Below are 17,082 nucleotides of genomic sequence, written 5' to 3'. Positions count from 1 at the left end.
CGTGCGGCTTAGTCCTGTTTCAGCGCGAGGCAGACCTGCCACGGCCCCAGGTGCAGTTTGAAATCCGGCGACGGGGTGGCCCCGCCCAGCTCATGCCCGATGGTGACCCAATCCCCCGGTGGCATCCCGTGCAGTGACGGCGTATCCGACAGGTTGAAGGCGCAAAACAGCGTCTCATCCCCGTGTTGGCGGGTGAATTGCAGCACGTCGCCATAAGCAAAGACACCGCCGTGTTCGCCCTTGATCAGCGAGGGGTGCTCCTTGCGGAAGGCGATGGCACGGCGGTAGTGGTGCAGGATCGCGCTGGGGTCGTCCTCCTGCAGGCCGACGGAGCGGTTCAGGTGGTCATGGCTGACCGGCAGCCAGGGGAACCCTTCGGAAAACCCCCCGTTCTGGTTCGAGGACTCCCAGACCATCGGCGTGCGGCACCCGTCGCGGCCTTTGAACTCTGGCCAGAACTGTTTGCCGTAGGGGTCCTGCAGATCTTCAAAGTCCACGTCCGCCTCCGGCAGGCCCAGTTCCTCGCCCTGATAGAGGCAGACCGATCCGCGCAGGCACATGATCAGCGTGGCAAACAGGCGCTGCGCCGCGGGCGGCAAATCCCACCGTGAGGCGTGGCGTTCCACGTCGTGGTTCGAAAACGCCCAACAGGGCCAGCCATTTTTGGCCACCCGGCTCAGCTCGTCGAACACTTGTGCAACGCGCGTGGCATCCAGCTTGGTTTTGGCCAGGAACTCGAAGGCATAACACATATGCACCATCTCGGGCCCGCTGGTGTATTCCCCCAGCAGCTCCAGCCCGCGTTGCGCGTCGCCAACCTCACCCACACAGGCGGCGGCGGGGTACTCGTCCAGCAGCGCGCGGAAGCGTTTCAGGAACTCAAGGTTCTCCGGCTGGTTCTTGGAGTAGATGTGCTCTTGGTGGTTATACGGGTTCACCGAGGGTGCGATATTGGCGTTGCGCCGTTCCGGCGGGAGTGCGGGATTGTCGCGCAACTCCTTGTCCGCATAGTAGAAATTGATCGTGTCCAACCGGAAGCCATCGACGCCCCGATCCAGCCAGAACCGCGTGGTGCTGAGGATCGCATTCTGAACATCTTCATTGTGGAAATTCAGGTCGGGCTGCTCCACCAGGAAGTTGTGCAGATAATACTGCTCGCGGCCCGGGTCCCACTGCCAGGCAGGCCCGCCAAAGATCGACAGCCAGTTGTTGGGCGGCGTGCCATCTGGCTTGGGGTCGGACCAGACGTACCAATCGGCCTTGGAGTTGGTTCGGTTCGACTGGCTTTCCGCAAACCACGGGTGCTGGTCCGACGTGTGGCTCAGCACCAGGTCGATCATAACCTTCAGCCCGTGCTGATGCGCGGCCTCGACCACCACGTCGAAATCCGCCAGCGTGCCGAACATCGGATCGACGTCGCAATAGTCGCTGACGTCATAGCCGAAATCCTTCATGGGTGACGTAAAGAAGGGCGAGATCCAGATCGCGTCGACGCCGAGCGAGGCGATATAGCTCATGCGCTGCGAGATGCCGATCAGATCGCCGATCCCGTCGCCATTGCTGTCCTGAAAGCTGCGCGGGTAGATCTGGTAGATCACCGCGCCGCGCCACCAGTCCTTGTCGATCACGGGCAGGTGCAGATGGTGTTCCATCTTTGTCATTCTTGTTGCACTTTCCTATTTCACCGAGCCGGCCAGGAGACCGCGCACCAGGTAACGTTGCATGGTAAAGAAAACGATGAGCGGCACCGCGATGGAGATAAAGGCCGCAGAGGCCAGAATACCCCAGTCGCCACCACGCGAGCCCAAAAGATCATCAGCGATCTTGACGGTCATGACCCAGCTTTCCGCATTCGAGGGCAGGAAGACCTTGGCCACCAGCAGGTCATTCCACGTCCAGAGGAACTGGAAGATTGCGAACGACGCCAGTGCGGGGAAGCTGAGAGGCAGCACGATCTTGGTGAAGACCTGAAAATCCGTAGCGCCATCGACCTTGGCGCTCTCGATGATATCACGCGGCAGGCCGACCATGTAGTTTCGCAGCAGGTAAATCGCGAGCGGCAGTCCAAACCCGGTATGCGCCATCCAGATGCCAAGGAAGCTCTGCCCGATGCCGATCTTGTTGTGAAACTGCAAGAGCGGCACCAGCGCCAGTTGCAGCGGCACCACGAGCAATCCGACCACCACGGCGATCAGCAACCCCCGGCCCGCAAAATCCATCCACGCGAGCGCATAGGCGGCAAAAGCCGCGATCAGGATCGGGATGATCGTCGCCGGGATCGTCACCGTCAGCGTGTTGATGAAGGCGATATCCATGTTGTTGGAGAAGAGGATGGTCTGGTAGTTGTCGAGCGAGAAGTCCGGTGGCGTGGCGGTCGAGTAATAGACGCTCGGATCGCGTTTGATCTCCGCCGGTGACCGATAGACGAAATCGCCGTTCTCCTGCACTGTCAGAGACCGGTCCCGCGTCAGCTCGGCGGTTTCGCCCGCTGCCGCCGCAGTCGGGTTAGAGCGCGCGCCGCCAAAGCGGATCACCTCGCCTTCGCCGCCCGAGAAGATATTGCCTTCGATCACGAAAAACGCGCCATCCTGCCGAACCTCGCCCGCCGGGATCTTGGCCTGGAAGTTCTGTTCGACCGCGAAGGGCGACAGCCACCAGCCGGAGGCCGAGATTTGGTCACGATCCCGGAAGGAAGAGACCAGAAGACCCACCGTGGGGATCAGCCAGAGCACCACAAGGAATATGACCGAGAGGTTTACGGCCCAGGTCAGTGCGGGTTTTGTACCGGCAATATTGTCCATCACTTCATCTCCGCACGGGCTTGGCGAATGTTCCAGATCATCACCGGCAGCACTACGATCATGATCACGAAGGCCACCGCCGTGGCGCGCCCGTCGTCACGGAACATATACGACATCATGTAACTGGGCAGGATATCGGTGCCGAAATTGCCGCCCGTCATCGTGTAGACGATGTCAAAGACCTTCAGCACAAGGATCGTGATCGTCGTCCAGACAACCACAATGGTGCCCATGATCTGCGGCACCTTGATCTTGAAGAACACCTGAAACGGGTTCGCGCCGTCGATGATGGCCGCCTCGATGGTCTCTTCCGGGATGCCCCGCAGGGCAGCCGACAGGATCACCATGGCAAAGCCGGTCTGGATCCACACCAGAATGAACATCAGGAAAAAGTTGTTCCAGAACCGCACCTGCAGCACATCCAGCGGCTCCGACGCACCGAAAAAATCGCGGATCGCGTTGATCAGACCAATATCGGCGTTGTTGGCATAGACGAACTTCCAGATCAGCGAAGCGCCCACAAAGCTGATCGCCATGGGCATGAAAATCAGCGATTTCGCGATATTGCCCCATTTCATCCGGTCGGTCAGCTGCGCCACCAGCAAGCCAAAGAAGGTCGCTGCGGCGGGCACAAAGAGCACCCAGAGCATGTTGTTGAAAAATGCGATGCGGAACCCATCATCGGCGAACATGGTGGTGTAGTTGCCCAGTCCGATAAACTCTTCGCCAGATCGGTTAAAGAGCGAGCGGTAAAACGACCCCACCACTGGATAAACCAGATAGAGCCCCAGCGCCGCCATCGCCGGAAACAGAAAGAGCCACGGGCGCACCAGATTGGCGCGGTTGATGTTCTGGCCCGGATTGTCCGCGCGCGGCGGAAAGATCACCTTGTCAAGGATCAGATTGGACAGGAAAAAATAGCCAACGCAGCCCCCCACGCCGAGGACGACGGTCAAAATTCCCTGAAGCAGCGGTGACATGGCGATCCCTCCCCAGACGCATGTGCGGGTTCGACCCGGCGGTGATCACCGCCGAGCCCGGTGTCAAAAGTCTACTGGATCGTATCCCAACGCTCTTGGATGCCTTTGGCGACGTCCTCGGCACTTGCCCCGGTGGTGTAGTCGACCATACCGGTCCAGAAGGCACCTGCGCCGATTTCACCCGGCATCAGGTCGGACGCATCAAAGCGGAAGGTGGTTGCGTTCCGCAAGATGTCGCCCTGCGCGCGCAGGCTGTCTTCTACATAGGTCTCAGGGTTCACGCCTGCATGGGCTGTCAGAAAACCGCCCTGCGCCATCCAAAGCTCATGCGCGATGGGCGCCTTCATGAATTCCAAAAAGGCCGTGGTCGCCTCAGATGGGTTGGTGATCGCAAAGAGCGTGCCTGCTCCCAGCACCGGTTTGCCGAGGTCCTTGTCGGCAAAGGCCGGGAAGTAGAAGAAATCCGCATCCTCGCCCAATTCGGTGCCTTCAGGGAAGAAAGCCGGGATGAAGGACGCCTGACGGTGCAAGTAGCACTTCGGCGGGATCGAGAAGAGGCCCGTCGGGCTGTCGCGGAAGTCGGTGTTGGCCACAGCGGAGGCACCGCCATCCACATAGGCGTCATTCCGGGCGAAGGCGCCGAATTCCTCGATGGCCGCGATCACCTTGGGGTCGTCGAACTTCATCTCATTGGTGACCCAGGCGTCATAGTCCTCGGGTGCCTGGGTGCGCAGCATCATCTCTTCGACCCAATCGGTGGCTGGCCAGCCCGTCGCCGCCCCTGATCCCAGACCGATGCACCAGGGCGTGCCGCCCTCCTCTACGATCAGGTCGGTGAGGTCTTTGAGCTCTTCCATGGTCTCGGGAATGTCGTAGCCCGCTTCGTCAAAGGCCTCGGGGGAATACCAGACCAGCGACTTCAGATCCACGCGGTAGAAGAGGCCAAACATCTGATCTTCACCGTTCTGATCCGCATAGGTGCCCAGATCGACCCAGGATTGACCGGCTGCATAGTTATCACGCACCCAGTCCGCCGTGCCATCTGCAAGAGGCGTCAGCAGGCCCTGGCTCGCCATGTCAGCGGCCAGACCCGGCTGCGGGAAGACCGCGAGGTTCGGAGCCGAGCCGGAGCGCGCCGAGATCACGATATCCTGCTCAAAACTGTCGGACCCGGAATAGTTCACCGTCGCGCCGGTCGCGCTGGTGAAATAGGAAAAGACTTTGTCGGCTTTTGCCTTCTCATCACCGGTCCACGGGCCAGTGATCTCCACCGTCTGGCCGCTCAGATCATAAGCGTCCGCAATCTGGTTATAGCTGTCCCAGTTGAACGCACCTTCGCCTACGGCGAAAGGTTGGTGCCCATCCGCATGGGCTGTCCCGGCGAAGAGAGCCAGTGCAGCCGCACCCGCGTAAAAACGTGCCTTCATGATGTCCTCCCGTAGCAATGCCTGTTTTGGCATCATCTTGATCATTTTTTATGCGCAAAGAATCACTTCAAAGCGCTTTGAATGGCGGAAAACTGGAGGAAGGCGGCAATTGTGTCAACTCGGGGTTGGGTTTGCAGATCATATTTCAAGGGGCTCGGGTGCCGGCGGGCGAAGAGATGCTTTCCGCTTTGACCTGGCCCGCGCGCCTGCCTAGGCTGGCCGGTGTTTCGAGGATAAAAATGACACCACAAGTCTTATGAATCTACGCGAGCTTTCCGAACGGCTGAACCTGTCGCAGACCACGGTCAGCCGGGCGTTGAACGGATACCCGGAAGTCAACGAGCAGACACGCGCCCGGGTGGCCGCCGCCGCCGCGAAGTTCAACTACCGCCCCAACGTGCGCGCCCGGACGCTGGCCACGGGTCGCGCCATGGCTATTGGGCACATCATTCCGTTCTCCAACCAGAATGAGATGGTGAATGTCGTCTTTGCGGATTTCATCGCCGGCGCGGGGGAAGTCTATGCCGGGCACGGCTATAGCATGAGCCTGGCGCTGGTCCGGGACGAGGATGAGTTGAGCGCCTATCGCGGTGTCGCGGAGAAAGGTGCCGTGGACGGAATCATCGTGCACTCCCCGGCGCGGGATGACCCGCGTATCGCTGTGCTGGCCGATCTCGATATCCCGTTTCTGGTGCACGGGCGCGTCTCCGAAGTGAAAACGCCCTACGCGTGGCTCGACGTGAACAACACCTGCGCCATCGCAACGGGCACAGGCCATTTGCTCGACCTTGGACATCGCCGCATCGGGCTGATCAATGGCGAAGAACGGCTGGATTTTGCGCAACGGCGGCGCGATGGGTATCTGGCCGCCCTCGCGGCGGCAGGCCTCGCGCCGGACCCGGCCTTGATGCACTCGGCAGAGATGAGCGAGCCGCGCGGCCATAGTGCGGCTCATCGCATGCTCGATTTGCCCCAGCCGCCCACAGCGCTTGTGGCCTCCTCTCTTGTGCTGGCGCTTGGGGTCCGGCGCGCCATCGAAGAGCGCGGGCTGCGCATGGGGCGCGATGTCTCCGTTTTGTGTTTCGATGATGAGCTGTCCTACCTGCCCAACGGGACAGACCGCCCGCAGTTCACAGCGATGCGCTCCTCCGTCCGCGCGGCTGGGCGGCGGTGTGCGGAACTGCTGATGGGGCAGATCGCGGAGCCTGACCAACCCCTGCCGACTGAACTCTGGGAGGCGGATCTGGTGATCGGCGCCTCCACCGGCCCCTGCCCGCAAAGGGACCTGTGATGGATTTCAAACGTTCGGATTTTCCCGATGGCTTTCAGTTTGCCGCCGCCACCTCCAGCTATCAGATCGAGGGACACAGCTTTGGCGGCGCGGGCCCGACGCATTGGGACAGTTTCGCGGCCACACCGGGCAATGTGGTCCGGGCGGAAAATGGCGCGGTGGCCTGCGATCACTATCACCGCTGGGAGGAAGACCTCGACCTCATGCAGGCGCTTGGATTGGATGCCTACCGCTTTTCGACGAGTTGGGCGCGGGTGCTGCCGGAGGGGCGGGGCACGGTGAACGAAGAGGGTCTGGACTTCTACGACCAGCTGGTCGACGGGCTGCTGGCGCGCGGGCTGAACCCGATGGTCACGCTCTATCATTGGGAGCTACCGGTGCCGCTGGCCGATCTGGGCGGTTGGCGCAACCCGGACATCGCACATTGGTTTGCCGACTACACCACTGTGATCATGCAGCGGATCGGAGACCGGATCTTCAGTGCTGCCCCCATCAATGAGCCTTGGTGCGTCGGCTGGTTGTCGCATTTCGTGGGGCATCATGCGCCCGGTCTGCGCGACATCCGGGCGACGGCCCATGCGATGCACCACGTGCTGACAGGCCATGGCCGGGCCATTCAGGCGATGCGGGCCTTGGGCATGAAAAACCTCGGCGCCGTCTGCAACTTTGAATACGCGCATCCCGCCGATGACACACCCGAAGCGGCGCAGGCAGCGCAGCTTTACGATGGCTACTACAACCGCTTCTTTCTTGGAGGTCTCTTCAAAGGCGCCTACCCCGAGGATGTGATGCAAGGTCTCGGCCCGCATATGCCAAAGGGTTGGGAGCAGGACTTTGACCTCATCGGCCAGCCGCTCGACTGGTGTGGGCTGAACTACTACACCTGCAAGCGGATTGCGCCGGTGGGTGGCCCCTGGCCTGCGCATGAAGAAGTCGACGGCCCCCTGCCCAAGACACAGATGGGCTGGGAGATTTATCCCAAGGGGCTGCACCACTTCCTGACCTGGGTGCATGACACCTACACCAAGGGCCTGCCGCTCTACGTGACAGAGAATGGCATGGCCAACGCGGATGAGGCGGGCGTACCCGATCAGGCGCGTATCGACTATCTGGACGCCCATATCGCGGCTGCGCAACAGGCGATGGCCGAGGGTGTGCCCTTGAAGGGCTATACCTTCTGGTCGCTGATGGACAACTACGAGTGGGCGCTGGGGTATGAGAAGCGCTTTGGCCTCATCCACGTGGATTTCGACACGCTGGAGCGGACCCCGAAAGCCTCCTATCATGCGCTGGCAAAGGCGCTCAGGGCGTAAACCCCTCCGGCACGCCAAAGGGCGGGTGGGTCACGCTGCGGGTGCCCGTGAGGCTTTCCAGAAAGGCGATGATCTGGGCGATTTCCACGTCATTCAGCTCGGGGCCTTTGGCGGGCACCACGCGCGCCTGACGCGCCATCTCACGCACGTCCGACCGGATCACGAAATCCGCCGCCGCCAGCCAGGGCACCTCAGGCAATCTCGCATCCTCGGGCTGCCACGCGGCGCGCGACTGCGCCGGGTCGAGGTGGTGGCGCAGGATGCCCTCCAGCGTCGCAAAGGCACCGTTATGCCCGTAAGGCGCCGTCAGCGCCACATTGCGCAGCATCGGGGTGCGGAAGGCGTAGGCGTCTTCCAACCGGTTGCTTTCGCTCATCCGGCCCACATCCCGTGCGTAAGGGTCAAAGAGCCGCGTGCGCCCCGGGCCAAAGGCTGGCAGACCCAGCGCATGGAACTTTTGGTCACTCATCAATGACCCGAAGTGGCATCTGGCGCAAGCGGCTTTGCCATAGAAAAGCTGCATCCCCGCGCGTTGGTCCGGCGTCAGAGCGGCGTGGTTCCCGGCCAGATACTGGTCAAAGGGGCTGTCAAAGCTGGTCCACTCCAGGGCCATGAAAGCGGCAAGCGCATTGGCGATCTCGACAATAGTGACCTCTTCGGATGCCTCGATGTGATCGAAGGCGGCCACAAAGCGCGCACCATAGTCATCCTCCGTACGGACCCGTTTGGCGAGGATTGGCCAGGCGTTGTCGATGCGGTCATGCACCGCGCCGATGACCTCATTCTCGCCAGGGTTGCCCGCCATCTCGAACTGCGCCACCAGCGGAAACAGCGCCTGTGCGGCGAGCAGCGTCTCCAACCCCTGCGGCAGCCATTCCTCCGCCGGAGAGTTGAAGCCATTGCCGAAGAGATCAGACTGGCTGAGCCGCCCATCGTGGAACATCACCGTCAGATCTCGCGCGCCGAGGTTCCACAAGCCCGGCGCGTTGCGCGGGATGCGTTTGGCGATGCGCGATAGGCCGATGCCCGGCGTGCGCTCCGGCCCCAGCCCCTGCCCGCCTTCGCCAATCCCCAAAGACAGCCCGTCGCCTGTGCCAAACTCCGGATGGTGGCAATGCGCACAAGAGATATTCCGGTTGCCCGAGAGGATGGTATCGTAGAACAAGTACTGGCCCAGTGCGGCCTGCTCCCGGTCGAAGTCGAGAAAATCCGCCTGGGTCAGCGGCGGCGGCAGATCGCCCGCAGCCGCCCATGTCGCGAAGCAGGAGAGAAGAACCCCATGCGCAATTTTTGCCTTGCCCTTGCGCTGCTGACCGGCCCGGCCTTTGCCGAGATCGAAGAGGCGCGCGACATGATGGAAGAGGGCCGCTTTGAAGAGGCCTATCAGGCGCTTTGGCCCGCCGCGCGGTCCGGCAACGCGGATGCCGAAGAGCTGATTGGCGTGATGTATGCGATGGGCCTTGGCCTCCCCCGCGACGATATCCGCGCCTTCGAGTGGTACCTGCGTTCGGCCATGAAAGGGCATCCGGGCGCGCAGTCGGGCGTTGGCTGGTACTATGAGATCGGGCGCGGCATGCCTGCCCCGGACCTTGTGCGCGCCTATATGTGGTACACGCTTTCGGCCATCGGCGGCGACCCGGACGCCGCAATCAGCCTGGAAGAGGTCGTGAAGAAGATGACCAAGGCGGAGATCGAAAAGGCGCATGAGTTGGTGGCCGACTACAAAGTGTGGATGTATCCGTTTCGCTGACTGTGGCACGGGCGCACAGCGGAAAAAAGCCCGGATGTTTCCGGGCGCCGACGACCGGCACGAACACAGCTTTGTGATCCGGTCGGTTGGGCTTGTGTCGTGGCACCGGGTCGATAAACCTTGGAAGGTGCGTCGCCACGTTGGCGACACCAATAAGGGAGAAATCATGTTTTTCAGAGTTTTGACGCACAGGCCGCTTCTGGCTACGATCACGGTCACCGCAGTTGCAGCCCAAGCGGCCTATGCGGCCTCGGATGTCTCGGACGCAGTGATCGCGGAGCAACGCGCGGCGCTGGCCGCCGCCACCAAGGATGCTGGCTTTGGCCCGCAGGCGCCCCGCGATCTGGGCACCGTTACGGGCGAGAACCAGCGGATCTTTGCGACCGCCCCGGCGCATACGGAGATGAATCTGTGCAACATCCACTTTCATGAAGGGGCTGAGCACAAGGGCGGCAACTTCACCACCTACGCCGGGAACGGCGACGGCAAGGGGTATGGCACCGGGTTTCTCTATGATGGCGAACTGACGGACGCCGAGCTTGCACCGCTTGATGCGCCCATCGGCGATCTGGCCCATGGCGGGCTGGAGCCGGGCGACACCATCGAGATCCACTTCGTGCATTCCTCGGCCAAGGTGACCCCGGGGCCGACGCTCGGCTCCTGCATCAGCGAGGCCATCGGCAACCCGCAGCTGCGCGTCGAGACGGTTGTGGCGGTGCTGGTAAACGACGATGCGGCAGCGGATTTCACCGAAATGGCGACGATCTCCACCGATGCCGGCCTGGCACAGGTGCCGAATCTGCCGACCGATCTGGGGGATCCAATTGTCTATGCAGGCTCCACAACCGGCCCCAGCTTCAACGAGAAAGGCTCACCCTTTCAAGTGACCTGGAGCGTGCGGCCCGATGTGGTCAAGCTGGATATTGCAAGCGTCGATGCGTGGTTCAAGGACAATGTCTTTGATGAGAATGCCGCCCATGGCGTGCGCAACCTGGTCATGAACCCTGCGCTGCTGTCTACCATCGAATAGACTGGACAGACGAAAAACGGGCCGCCACGGTGGGCGGCCCGTAACATTTACGGATCTGAAAGATCAGTTCAGATCAGCTGCCCGTGCCGCGCCTATCTCTTCTTCGGCTTCGGCCACCGCAGAGGTCAACGCGTCAAAGATTTCTTCCCCACGGCCCACGTTGCCTTTGAACCAGTCAAACACCGGCGCGGCACCTTCTTTAAAGGCAGCTTTCTGTTCAGGCGTGGGCACGTAGAGGTCACCGCCTTCGGTTACGAACTGCTCATAGGCCGCGATGGACTTGCGCTTGGGCGAGGCAAAAGTCGCCTGTTGCAAGGCATAGAAGCCATCGACCACCACGCGGCGCAGGTCTTCCGGCATCTCCTGGAAGCGGGCGTTGTTCATCCACCACAGCGCGCCCATGTAGGCGTGGCCGTCGAGTGTGACGTACTTCAGCCCCGCGTCGGGGAATTTCATGCCCATGATGTCGGTGATGCCATTCTTGGAGCCTTCTACCACGCCGGTCTGGAACGACGTGAAGAGTTCAGGCCATGGGATCGGCGTGGGGGCAGCGCCAAGCGCTTTCACAAGCTCTTGCGGCAGGTCGGCCACGACGGTGCGGATTTTCAGGCCTTCCATATCGGAGGGCTCTGCAATGCGCCGCTTGGTGTTGGCGAAGTTGCGCCAGCCACCCGTGTTGCCGATGGTCATCAGACGGATCGCGTCACCGGAGTCCTCCAGCGCCATCTGCCGCATTTTGCGGGTGAAATCGCCAGAGAGCACATGCTCAGCAATCCGGTCATCTGCCATGAGATACGGCAGGTCGAGCACCTGCACATAAGGGAAGATGCCCGAGGCGCCACCTGAGGTGGAGACATAGATGTCGATGGTGCCGTCGGCCACGCCCTGCAGACACTCCGCGCCGTTGCCACACAGCTGTGTGCCGATGAAAAGCTCCACCGCGATGGCACCGTTGGACGCGGCCTCAACGTAGTTCTTGAAGACCACGAGGCCGTCGTAGTCTTCATCATTCTCGTTGGAGTTCGCCGTGGCGCGCAGCGTGTAGTCCTGCGCCGCCGCCGCCATCGCGGACCCGGCCAGCATGGCCGCCACGGTCAGCGATTTCAGGGTGTTTTTGATCATGATTTTCCTCCCATTGGATGTTGTCTAGTTTGCAAAGCCCGTCAGACGCGGAACCGTCATGGAGATGGCCGGTATGTAGGTGATCAGGAATATCACCAGTATCTCTACCGCCAGAAACGGCAGGATCGCCTTTGAGATGGTCTCGACCCGTTCGCCCGAGACCGACGAGGCGACAAAGAGCACCAGCCCCATGGGCGGCGTGGCCAGCCCCACGGTCAGATTCACGCTCATGATGATCGCAAAGTGGATCGGATCGACCCCAAGGCTCACGAAGATCGGGCCCAGGATGGGGCCAAGGATGATGATCGCGGGGCCTGCGTCGAGGAACATGCCCACGATGAACAGCAGCAGGTTGATTAGGAACAGCAAGATCAGCGGGTTGCTTGTCAGGCTGAGCACAAACTCCGCCATGGTCTCGGGCGCATGGCTGAGGCTGACCACCGTTTTGAAGGCCATCGCGGCGCCCACCAGCAGCAGCACCACGGCCGACGTGATCCCGGCCCGGTTCAACACATCCGGCAGGTCGCTGAATTTCAGTGTGCGCATGACAAAAAGCCCGATGATCAGCGCATAGGCCACGGCCACAGCGGCCGCTTCGGTGGGGGTGAAGACGCCGGCGAGGATGCCCCCAAGGATGATCACCGGGGTCAGCAGCGGGAAAAATGCCTTGAGGCTCGCCTGCCCGCGTTCGCCCCAGGAGTGCTTTTTGGTGGCGACCGGGAAGTCGTATTTGTCGGCCTGGAACTTGACCATCAGCATCAGGCCAAGGCCCACCATCACCCCCGGCACAATGCCTGCAAGAAAGAGGGCCGCGACGCTCTCGCCCATCACATAGGCATAGATGATCATGATGCCCGACGGGGGGATGATCGGGCCGATCACCGAACTCGCTGCCGTGATCGCCGCTGCGAAGCGGCGCTTATAGCCCTGCTTCTCCATCGCCGGGATCAGCATGGACCCCAGCGCAGAAGTGTCGGCCACAGCCGAGCCTGACAGGCCCGCAAAGAGCATAGACGATAAGATGTTCACATGGGCCAGACCGCCCCGGAAATGGCCCATCATGGCCTGGGAGAACTCCACCAATCGCATGGTGATGCCGCCCCGGTTCATCAGCTCGCCCGCAAGCATGAAGAAGGGGATCGCCATCAGCGGGAAACTGTCCATCCCGTTGTAGAGGTTGCGGTAGAGCAGCGTGATATCACGCTCCTGCCCGTTCAGCCACAGCAGGATTCCGGGCGCGGCCAGCAGGCCGAAGAACACCGGCAGGCCGATCATCAGGAACAACAAGAAAAGCGGAAGAAACCAGACCAGCATTACTCCGCTCCCACTTGTTCTTCGACCGTGATCGCGGGCAAGTGATCCGCCCCGCCCATCATCTTGATAACCGCCCGCAGGATCAGCTCGATATTCACCGAAATCAGCGCGATCACCCCAAAGAGCAGCGAGGCCATCATCCAGCTGCGTGGCACGCGGTACCAGTTTTCAAAGCTCAGATTTGTCGGCAGATACAAGGACGCAGTTGCGAATTTCCCAGCAAATCCAGTCACCTCAGACCAGCCGATTTGCACGGCCACAACGAGCACACCAAGGCTGAGAAACAGGAGCATCAGAGAAATCAGAGCGCCCAGACGCTCTGGCAGAAGGCGAACCACTGTGTCAATGGCAACAAACCCGCCGCGCCGGAACGCCGTCGGCGCCATCAACCCGGTCATCCACAACATGCAAAACCGCGCCGCCTCATCGGGCCAGGGCAGCGCGTTGTTCAGCACATAGCGGTAGAACACCTGAATGAGGATCGCGGTGACCATCAGTGCCACAGCCACCACCCCGAGGCTCCTGCCCAGCTTGAGCACGACCTCGTTGACCAGCCGGAGCGGTGTCATCACCGCCAGCAATGCCCCCATTCCGGAGCCTCCTCCCTTGTGCCCGGGTACTCCAGGTCACGACGTGCGGGTTTTCCCCGCACGCTTCATTGGTTGGCCTTTTAGGCCGGTTTGTCAAACCGTCCGAAGCGGCCTTGGCAAAAAATCAGCGCGTCCCCCTCCCGGAACGCGGCTGACCCGACACGGCCCACGACAATTGCGTGGTCGCCTGCGTCATGAATCTGGTGGGTGGTACACTCGAAGCGCGCCAGACAATCGCCCAGCAATGGTACGCCATGGGCGTTGTGCGTCACGTCGAGCCCATCAAAGGCCTGCCCCGATTTGGCAAAGCCCATGGCGATGCCCTCGTGCTCTGCGCCCATGACATGGATTGCAAAATGCTCGGCGGCGGCGAAATGCGGATAGCGGCTTGAGGATTTCGCCGGGCACCAGAGCACAAGGGCGGGGTCCACCGAGACACTGGAAAAAGAATTGGCCGTCATGCCAATCGGGCCCTCCGCCGTCTGAGCCGTCACCACCGTCACGCCGGTGCTGAATTGGCCGAAGGCGCTGCGCAGCTGCCGCTGCGTGTCCGGGCCGGGTGCAAAGCTGTGAAGCTGGGCCATTTGCCGTGTTCCGTCCGCCATCATGGCACCTCCTGGCCGTTTGCGGCCTCGTAAAGCTCAAACCAGGTCTGCCGGTCCATCTCGACCTTGAAGGCATCTGAGAATGCGGCAATGCGCGAGAGCGTGTTCGTGCCCATGACCGGCAGGATGCCCGCCGGATGCGCCAGCAACCACGCCACGGCGACTGCCGCCCGGTCCACGCCCTGCGCCTGCGCCACCGCGTCCATCTTCTGTGCCACAGCGCTGCCTTCGGTCATCAGGCTGCCACCGCCCAGCGGGGACCAGGCCATCGGACTGATGTGATGCTGCTGCAAATGCGCCAGATCGCCGTTGGTGAAACAGTCGCGCGCGGCGAGGCTGATCTCGATCTGATTGGTGCCCAGTTTGTTGGTCATGCAGGATTGCAGCAGGTGCCAATCCCACGGGCGGAAGTTCGAGACACCCGCCGCCTTGATCTTGCCGCTCTGGATCAGCGCATCGAGCGCACCACCCGTCTCTGCCGCGTCCATCATCGGATCGGGGCGGTGAATGAGTAACAGGTCAATCTGCTCGATGCCCATGTAGGTCAGCGAGGCCTCGACACTCGCCTGAATATGCGCCGCCGAGGTGTCGTAGTATTTCACCCGCCGGTCGGCATATTTGCCCATGGGCGCGATGATGTCGCATTTGGTCACGATCTCTAGCTGATCACGCAGGCCAGGGCTTTCCTTGAGTGCCGCACCCAGCACCTCTTCGGCCGCGTAACCACCGTAAATGTCGGCCTGGTCCATCGTCGTGATGCCCTGCGCAAGGCAAGCGTCGATCTTGGAGCGCACATGGGCGGGCGAGGTGTCGCTGTCATCGGCCAACCGCCACATGCCATAGACAATGCGGCTGAACTCCAGCGTGTCGGAGAGGGCTACGCGGTCCATCAGCGACGCTCCCCTGCGGCAAGGGGCGTGGCAGGAGCCGCTTGCGGGACACGTCCGTAAGCCTCCGGCAGAGAACAGGTTTTCAAATGCGGCATGACCAAGCGGCCAAAATGCTCCGCCTCTTCCTTGTGAGGATAACCCGAGAAGATGAAGGCGCGAATGCCCATCTTCTGATAGGCTTCGATCTCGGACAGAACCTGATCGGCAGAGCCCACAAGCGCCGCGCCACAGCCCGAGCGCGCACGGCCCACACCCGTCCAGAGATGCGGCTCCACATAGCCGAACTCATCGGCGATATCGCGGTTCTTGGCTTGGTGCGAGACGCCCAACGACGTTGCATCCAAGGCCCGCTCGCGGATCTTGCGACCATACTCGTCATCAAGCTTCGAGACGATATAGTCCGCGTATTCCTTGGCCTCAGCCTCGGTGTCCCGCACGATCATGTGCACCCGCAGACCATAATCCAGCGTGCGCCCCTTCTCTGCCGCGCGGTCATGCACGGCCTGCATCCGGCCCACGATAGCCTCTTTTGGTTCCGGCCACATCAGGTAGACGTCGCAATGCTCAGCACACAGATCGAGCGCGGCGGGGGAATAGCCACCAAAATACAAAAGCGGCCCGCCGGTCTGATAGGGTTTCGCCGGGTCGGTGGTCAGCCCCTTGAAGCTATAGACCTCTCCCTCATGGTCGATCTCATCCCGCGTCCATGCCTGTTTGAGGATCTCGACCACCTCGCGCGAGCGCTGATACCGGTACTCACTCTCGGCCTTCTCGCCCGGGAAGTCCGAGCTGATGATGTTCACCGTCAGCCGCCCCTGCAGCATGTGATCGAGCGTCGCGATGGTGCGCGCCAGCATGATCGGCTGCATCTCGCCACAGCGCACAGCCGCCAGCAAATTGATCTTTTCCGTGATGGGCGCGCAACCAGCCACAAAGCTCAGCGTGTCCTGCCCCACCTGATAGGAGGATGGGCAGAGGATGTTACGGAACCCCTGCGCCTCAGCCGTCTTCACAATCTCCGAACAATGCGCCCAGCTAGAGCGCAGATCCCCATCCGGCACCCCAAGAAACTGGTAGTCATCCGAACACAAAGCGGCGAACCAGGAAACTTCTGCCGCATCGAGATCAGCAGAGGTGACGGGCACAACGGTCATGGGGATCCTTTCGCATGTCTCGCACTGAATTTCCTGTTGCATAGCATCGGCAAATCAGTAGATCAATGGTGTATCAATTTTCAAAAGACGCCACCCAGCATGACCACCCCGCCCGCCCGCGGCACAACGCTGCCCAAATACATACAGCTGAGTGAGTTGCTGATCCGCGACATTGATGCCGGGCGGTTGCTGGAAGGCGAACGCTTGCCGCCTGAGCGGCAGATGGCCGTCGACATGGGCACCTCCATCGGCACGCTGCGCAAAGCCCTTGCCGATCTGGAGCAGAAAGGCCTGTTGGAGCGGGTGCAGGGCTCCGGCAACTACATCCGCAAGCCCGGCAAGGCGGCGGGCGTCTATGCGATGTTCCGGCTGGAGCTGCTCTCGGGCGGTGGGCTGCCCACAGCAGATGTCATCGACGTGAGGGGCTTAGGCAAACCCGACGACCTGCCCACCTTCGGAACCAGCACGCAGGCCACACGTATCCGCCGCCGTCGCTACCTCAATGATGTACCAATTGCGGTGGAGGAGATCTGGCTGGATGGCAACGCCGGCACGCTCAGTGCCGATATGCTCGCCGAATCCCTCTACCAGACATACCTCAAGCGACTTGGATTCTGGATCACCCGCGCCGAAGACCGCGTGAGCATCGGCACCCTGCCCGCCTGGACGCCGGATGATTTCGGTGCCTCAGGCACGCCTTGCGGCTTTATCGAACGGTTCAGTTGGGCTGCCGGGCCGGAGCCTATTGAGTTTTCCCGCACCTGGTTCGATACGGGCAAATCCGTCTACGTACAGCGGCTCAAATAAGGACACGA

The 17,082-nt window shown here is 61.5% G+C and carries 16 protein-coding genes; 5 read left to right on the top strand and 11 right to left on the bottom strand.

Going from position 1 to position 17,082, the window contains the following annotated elements:
- Positions 1–8: 8 nt before the first annotated feature.
- From So717_RS08850 to So717_RS08835, 4 genes are all read right to left on the bottom strand, one after another.
- The gene (locus So717_RS08850; RefSeq protein ID WP_159976206.1) at positions 9–1,661 is read right to left on the bottom strand and encodes an alpha-glucosidase; all 1,653 of its coding nucleotides are present in this window, start codon (positions 1,659–1,661) and stop codon (positions 9–11) included.
- 15 nt (positions 1,662–1,676) lie between these two features.
- The gene (locus So717_RS08845; RefSeq protein WP_159976203.1) at positions 1,677–2,801 is read right to left on the bottom strand and encodes a carbohydrate ABC transporter permease; all 1,125 of its coding nucleotides are present in this window, start codon (positions 2,799–2,801) and stop codon (positions 1,677–1,679) included.
- The gene (locus tag So717_RS08840) at positions 2,801–3,781 is read right to left on the bottom strand and encodes a carbohydrate ABC transporter permease (RefSeq protein ID WP_159976200.1); all 981 of its coding nucleotides are present in this window, start codon (positions 3,779–3,781) and stop codon (positions 2,801–2,803) included. Before So717_RS08840 ends, So717_RS08845 begins: the two co-directional genes overlap by 1 nt.
- Before the next feature lie 71 nt (positions 3,782–3,852).
- Complete coding sequence (locus So717_RS08835) at positions 3,853–5,208, bottom strand: ABC transporter substrate-binding protein (RefSeq protein ID WP_159976197.1); 1,356 nt, start codon at positions 5,206–5,208, stop codon at positions 3,853–3,855.
- A 256-nt stretch (positions 5,209–5,464) separates the two neighbouring features.
- Between So717_RS08835 and So717_RS08830 the strand changes: the two genes are divergently transcribed.
- Together So717_RS08830 and So717_RS08825 are read left to right on the top strand one after the other, a co-directional pair.
- Positions 5,465–6,499: a substrate-binding domain-containing protein gene (locus So717_RS08830; RefSeq protein ID WP_159976194.1), complete on the top strand. Its 1,035-nt coding sequence runs from the start codon at positions 5,465–5,467 to the stop codon at positions 6,497–6,499.
- On the top strand, positions 6,499–7,812 hold the full coding sequence (locus So717_RS08825; protein ID WP_159976191.1) for a GH1 family beta-glucosidase: 1,314 nt from the start codon (positions 6,499–6,501) through the stop codon (positions 7,810–7,812). Before So717_RS08830 ends, So717_RS08825 begins: the two co-directional genes overlap by 1 nt.
- Here the strand turns inward: So717_RS08825 and So717_RS08820 are convergent.
- A complete protein-coding gene (locus So717_RS08820) occupies positions 7,802–8,989 on the bottom strand; it encodes a cytochrome-c peroxidase (RefSeq protein ID WP_306439502.1) in 1,188 nt (395 codons plus the stop codon). The two genes, So717_RS08825 and So717_RS08820, sit on opposite strands and share 11 nt — an antisense overlap.
- Before the next feature lie 102 nt (positions 8,990–9,091).
- Between So717_RS08820 and So717_RS08815 the strand changes: the two genes are divergently transcribed.
- Positions 9,092–9,562, top strand: a complete 471-nt coding sequence (locus So717_RS08815) for a tetratricopeptide repeat protein (protein WP_159976188.1) — start codon at positions 9,092–9,094, stop codon at positions 9,560–9,562.
- A gap of 166 nt (positions 9,563–9,728) precedes the next feature.
- Positions 9,729–10,592 carry a delta-class carbonic anhydrase gene (locus tag So717_RS08810; protein ID WP_159976185.1) on the top strand — a complete coding sequence of 288 codons (864 nt, stop codon included), beginning with the start codon at positions 9,729–9,731 and terminating at the stop codon, positions 10,590–10,592.
- Positions 10,593–10,655: 63 nt separating this feature from the next.
- Here the strand turns inward: So717_RS08810 and So717_RS08805 are convergent, their stop codons facing one another.
- The 6 genes from So717_RS08805 to So717_RS08780 form a co-directional block, all read right to left on the bottom strand.
- Positions 10,656–11,714, bottom strand: coding sequence for a TRAP transporter substrate-binding protein (locus So717_RS08805; protein WP_159976182.1), 1,059 nt, complete (start codon positions 11,712–11,714; stop codon positions 10,656–10,658).
- Positions 11,715–11,738: 24 nt separating this feature from the next.
- On the bottom strand, positions 11,739–13,028 hold the full coding sequence (locus So717_RS08800; RefSeq protein ID WP_159976178.1) for a TRAP transporter large permease: 1,290 nt from the start codon (positions 13,026–13,028) through the stop codon (positions 11,739–11,741).
- Positions 13,028–13,618: a TRAP transporter small permease gene (locus tag So717_RS08795; protein ID WP_159976175.1), complete on the bottom strand. Its 591-nt coding sequence runs from the start codon at positions 13,616–13,618 to the stop codon at positions 13,028–13,030. The genes So717_RS08800 and So717_RS08795 overlap by 1 nt, the downstream gene beginning before the upstream one ends.
- 80 nt (positions 13,619–13,698) lie before the next feature.
- Positions 13,699–14,223: a flavin reductase family protein gene (locus tag So717_RS08790; protein WP_174239016.1), complete on the bottom strand. Its 525-nt coding sequence runs from the start codon at positions 14,221–14,223 to the stop codon at positions 13,699–13,701.
- Positions 14,223–15,113, bottom strand: a complete 891-nt coding sequence (locus tag So717_RS08785) for an aldo/keto reductase (protein ID WP_159976172.1) — start codon at positions 15,111–15,113, stop codon at positions 14,223–14,225. Before So717_RS08785 ends, So717_RS08790 begins: the two co-directional genes overlap by 1 nt.
- Positions 15,113–16,267, bottom strand: a complete 1,155-nt coding sequence (locus So717_RS08780; RefSeq protein ID WP_159976169.1) for an LLM class flavin-dependent oxidoreductase — start codon at positions 16,265–16,267, stop codon at positions 15,113–15,115. Before So717_RS08780 ends, So717_RS08785 begins: the two co-directional genes overlap by 1 nt.
- A gap of 99 nt (positions 16,268–16,366) precedes the next feature.
- Here So717_RS08780 and So717_RS08775 point away from each other — a divergent pair, with 99 nt between their 5' ends.
- Positions 16,367–17,074: a GntR family transcriptional regulator gene (locus So717_RS08775; protein WP_159976166.1), complete on the top strand. Its 708-nt coding sequence runs from the start codon at positions 16,367–16,369 to the stop codon at positions 17,072–17,074.
- The last annotated feature ends 8 nt before the right edge of the window (positions 17,075–17,082 follow it).

This window comes from Roseobacter cerasinus (assembly GCF_009811755.1).
GTDB lineage: Bacteria > Pseudomonadota > Alphaproteobacteria > Rhodobacterales > Rhodobacteraceae > Roseobacter > Roseobacter cerasinus.
The sequence above is the reverse complement of the archived record's forward strand: the minus strand, read 5'-3'. Positions and strand labels throughout refer to the sequence as shown.

What these genes read in the sequence shown, in the direction of transcription:
- So717_RS08850 (WP_159976206.1), bottom strand. Translation starts at nt 1,661, where the DNA reads ATGACAAAGATGGAACACCATCTGCACCTGCCCGTGATCGACAAGGAC.
- So717_RS08845 (WP_159976203.1), bottom strand. Translation starts at nt 2,801, where the DNA reads ATGGACAATATTGCCGGTACAAAACCCGCACTGACCTGGGCCGTAAAC.
- So717_RS08840 (WP_159976200.1), bottom strand. Translation starts at nt 3,781, where the DNA reads ATGTCACCGCTGCTTCAGGGAATTTTGACCGTCGTCCTCGGCGTGGGG.
- So717_RS08835 (WP_159976197.1), bottom strand. Translation starts at nt 5,208, where the DNA reads ATGAAGGCACGTTTTTACGCGGGTGCGGCTGCACTGGCTCTCTTCGCC.
- So717_RS08830 (WP_159976194.1), top strand. Translation starts at nt 5,465, where the DNA reads ATGAATCTACGCGAGCTTTCCGAACGGCTGAACCTGTCGCAGACCACG.
- So717_RS08825 (WP_159976191.1), top strand. Translation starts at nt 6,499, where the DNA reads ATGGATTTCAAACGTTCGGATTTTCCCGATGGCTTTCAGTTTGCCGCC.
- So717_RS08815 (WP_159976188.1), top strand. Translation starts at nt 9,092, where the DNA reads ATGCGCAATTTTTGCCTTGCCCTTGCGCTGCTGACCGGCCCGGCCTTT.
- So717_RS08810 (WP_159976185.1), top strand. Translation starts at nt 9,729, where the DNA reads ATGTTTTTCAGAGTTTTGACGCACAGGCCGCTTCTGGCTACGATCACG.
- So717_RS08805 (WP_159976182.1), bottom strand. Translation starts at nt 11,714, where the DNA reads ATGATCAAAAACACCCTGAAATCGCTGACCGTGGCGGCCATGCTGGCC.
- So717_RS08800 (WP_159976178.1), bottom strand. Translation starts at nt 13,028, where the DNA reads ATGCTGGTCTGGTTTCTTCCGCTTTTCTTGTTGTTCCTGATGATCGGC.
- So717_RS08795 (WP_159976175.1), bottom strand. Translation starts at nt 13,618, where the DNA reads ATGGGGGCATTGCTGGCGGTGATGACACCGCTCCGGCTGGTCAACGAG.
- So717_RS08790 (WP_174239016.1), bottom strand. Translation starts at nt 14,223, where the DNA reads ATGGCGGACGGAACACGGCAAATGGCCCAGCTTCACAGCTTTGCACCC.
- So717_RS08785 (WP_159976172.1), bottom strand. Translation starts at nt 15,113, where the DNA reads ATGGACCGCGTAGCCCTCTCCGACACGCTGGAGTTCAGCCGCATTGTC.
- So717_RS08780 (WP_159976169.1), bottom strand. Translation starts at nt 16,267, where the DNA reads ATGACCGTTGTGCCCGTCACCTCTGCTGATCTCGATGCGGCAGAAGTT.
- So717_RS08775 (WP_159976166.1), top strand. Translation starts at nt 16,367, where the DNA reads ATGACCACCCCGCCCGCCCGCGGCACAACGCTGCCCAAATACATACAG.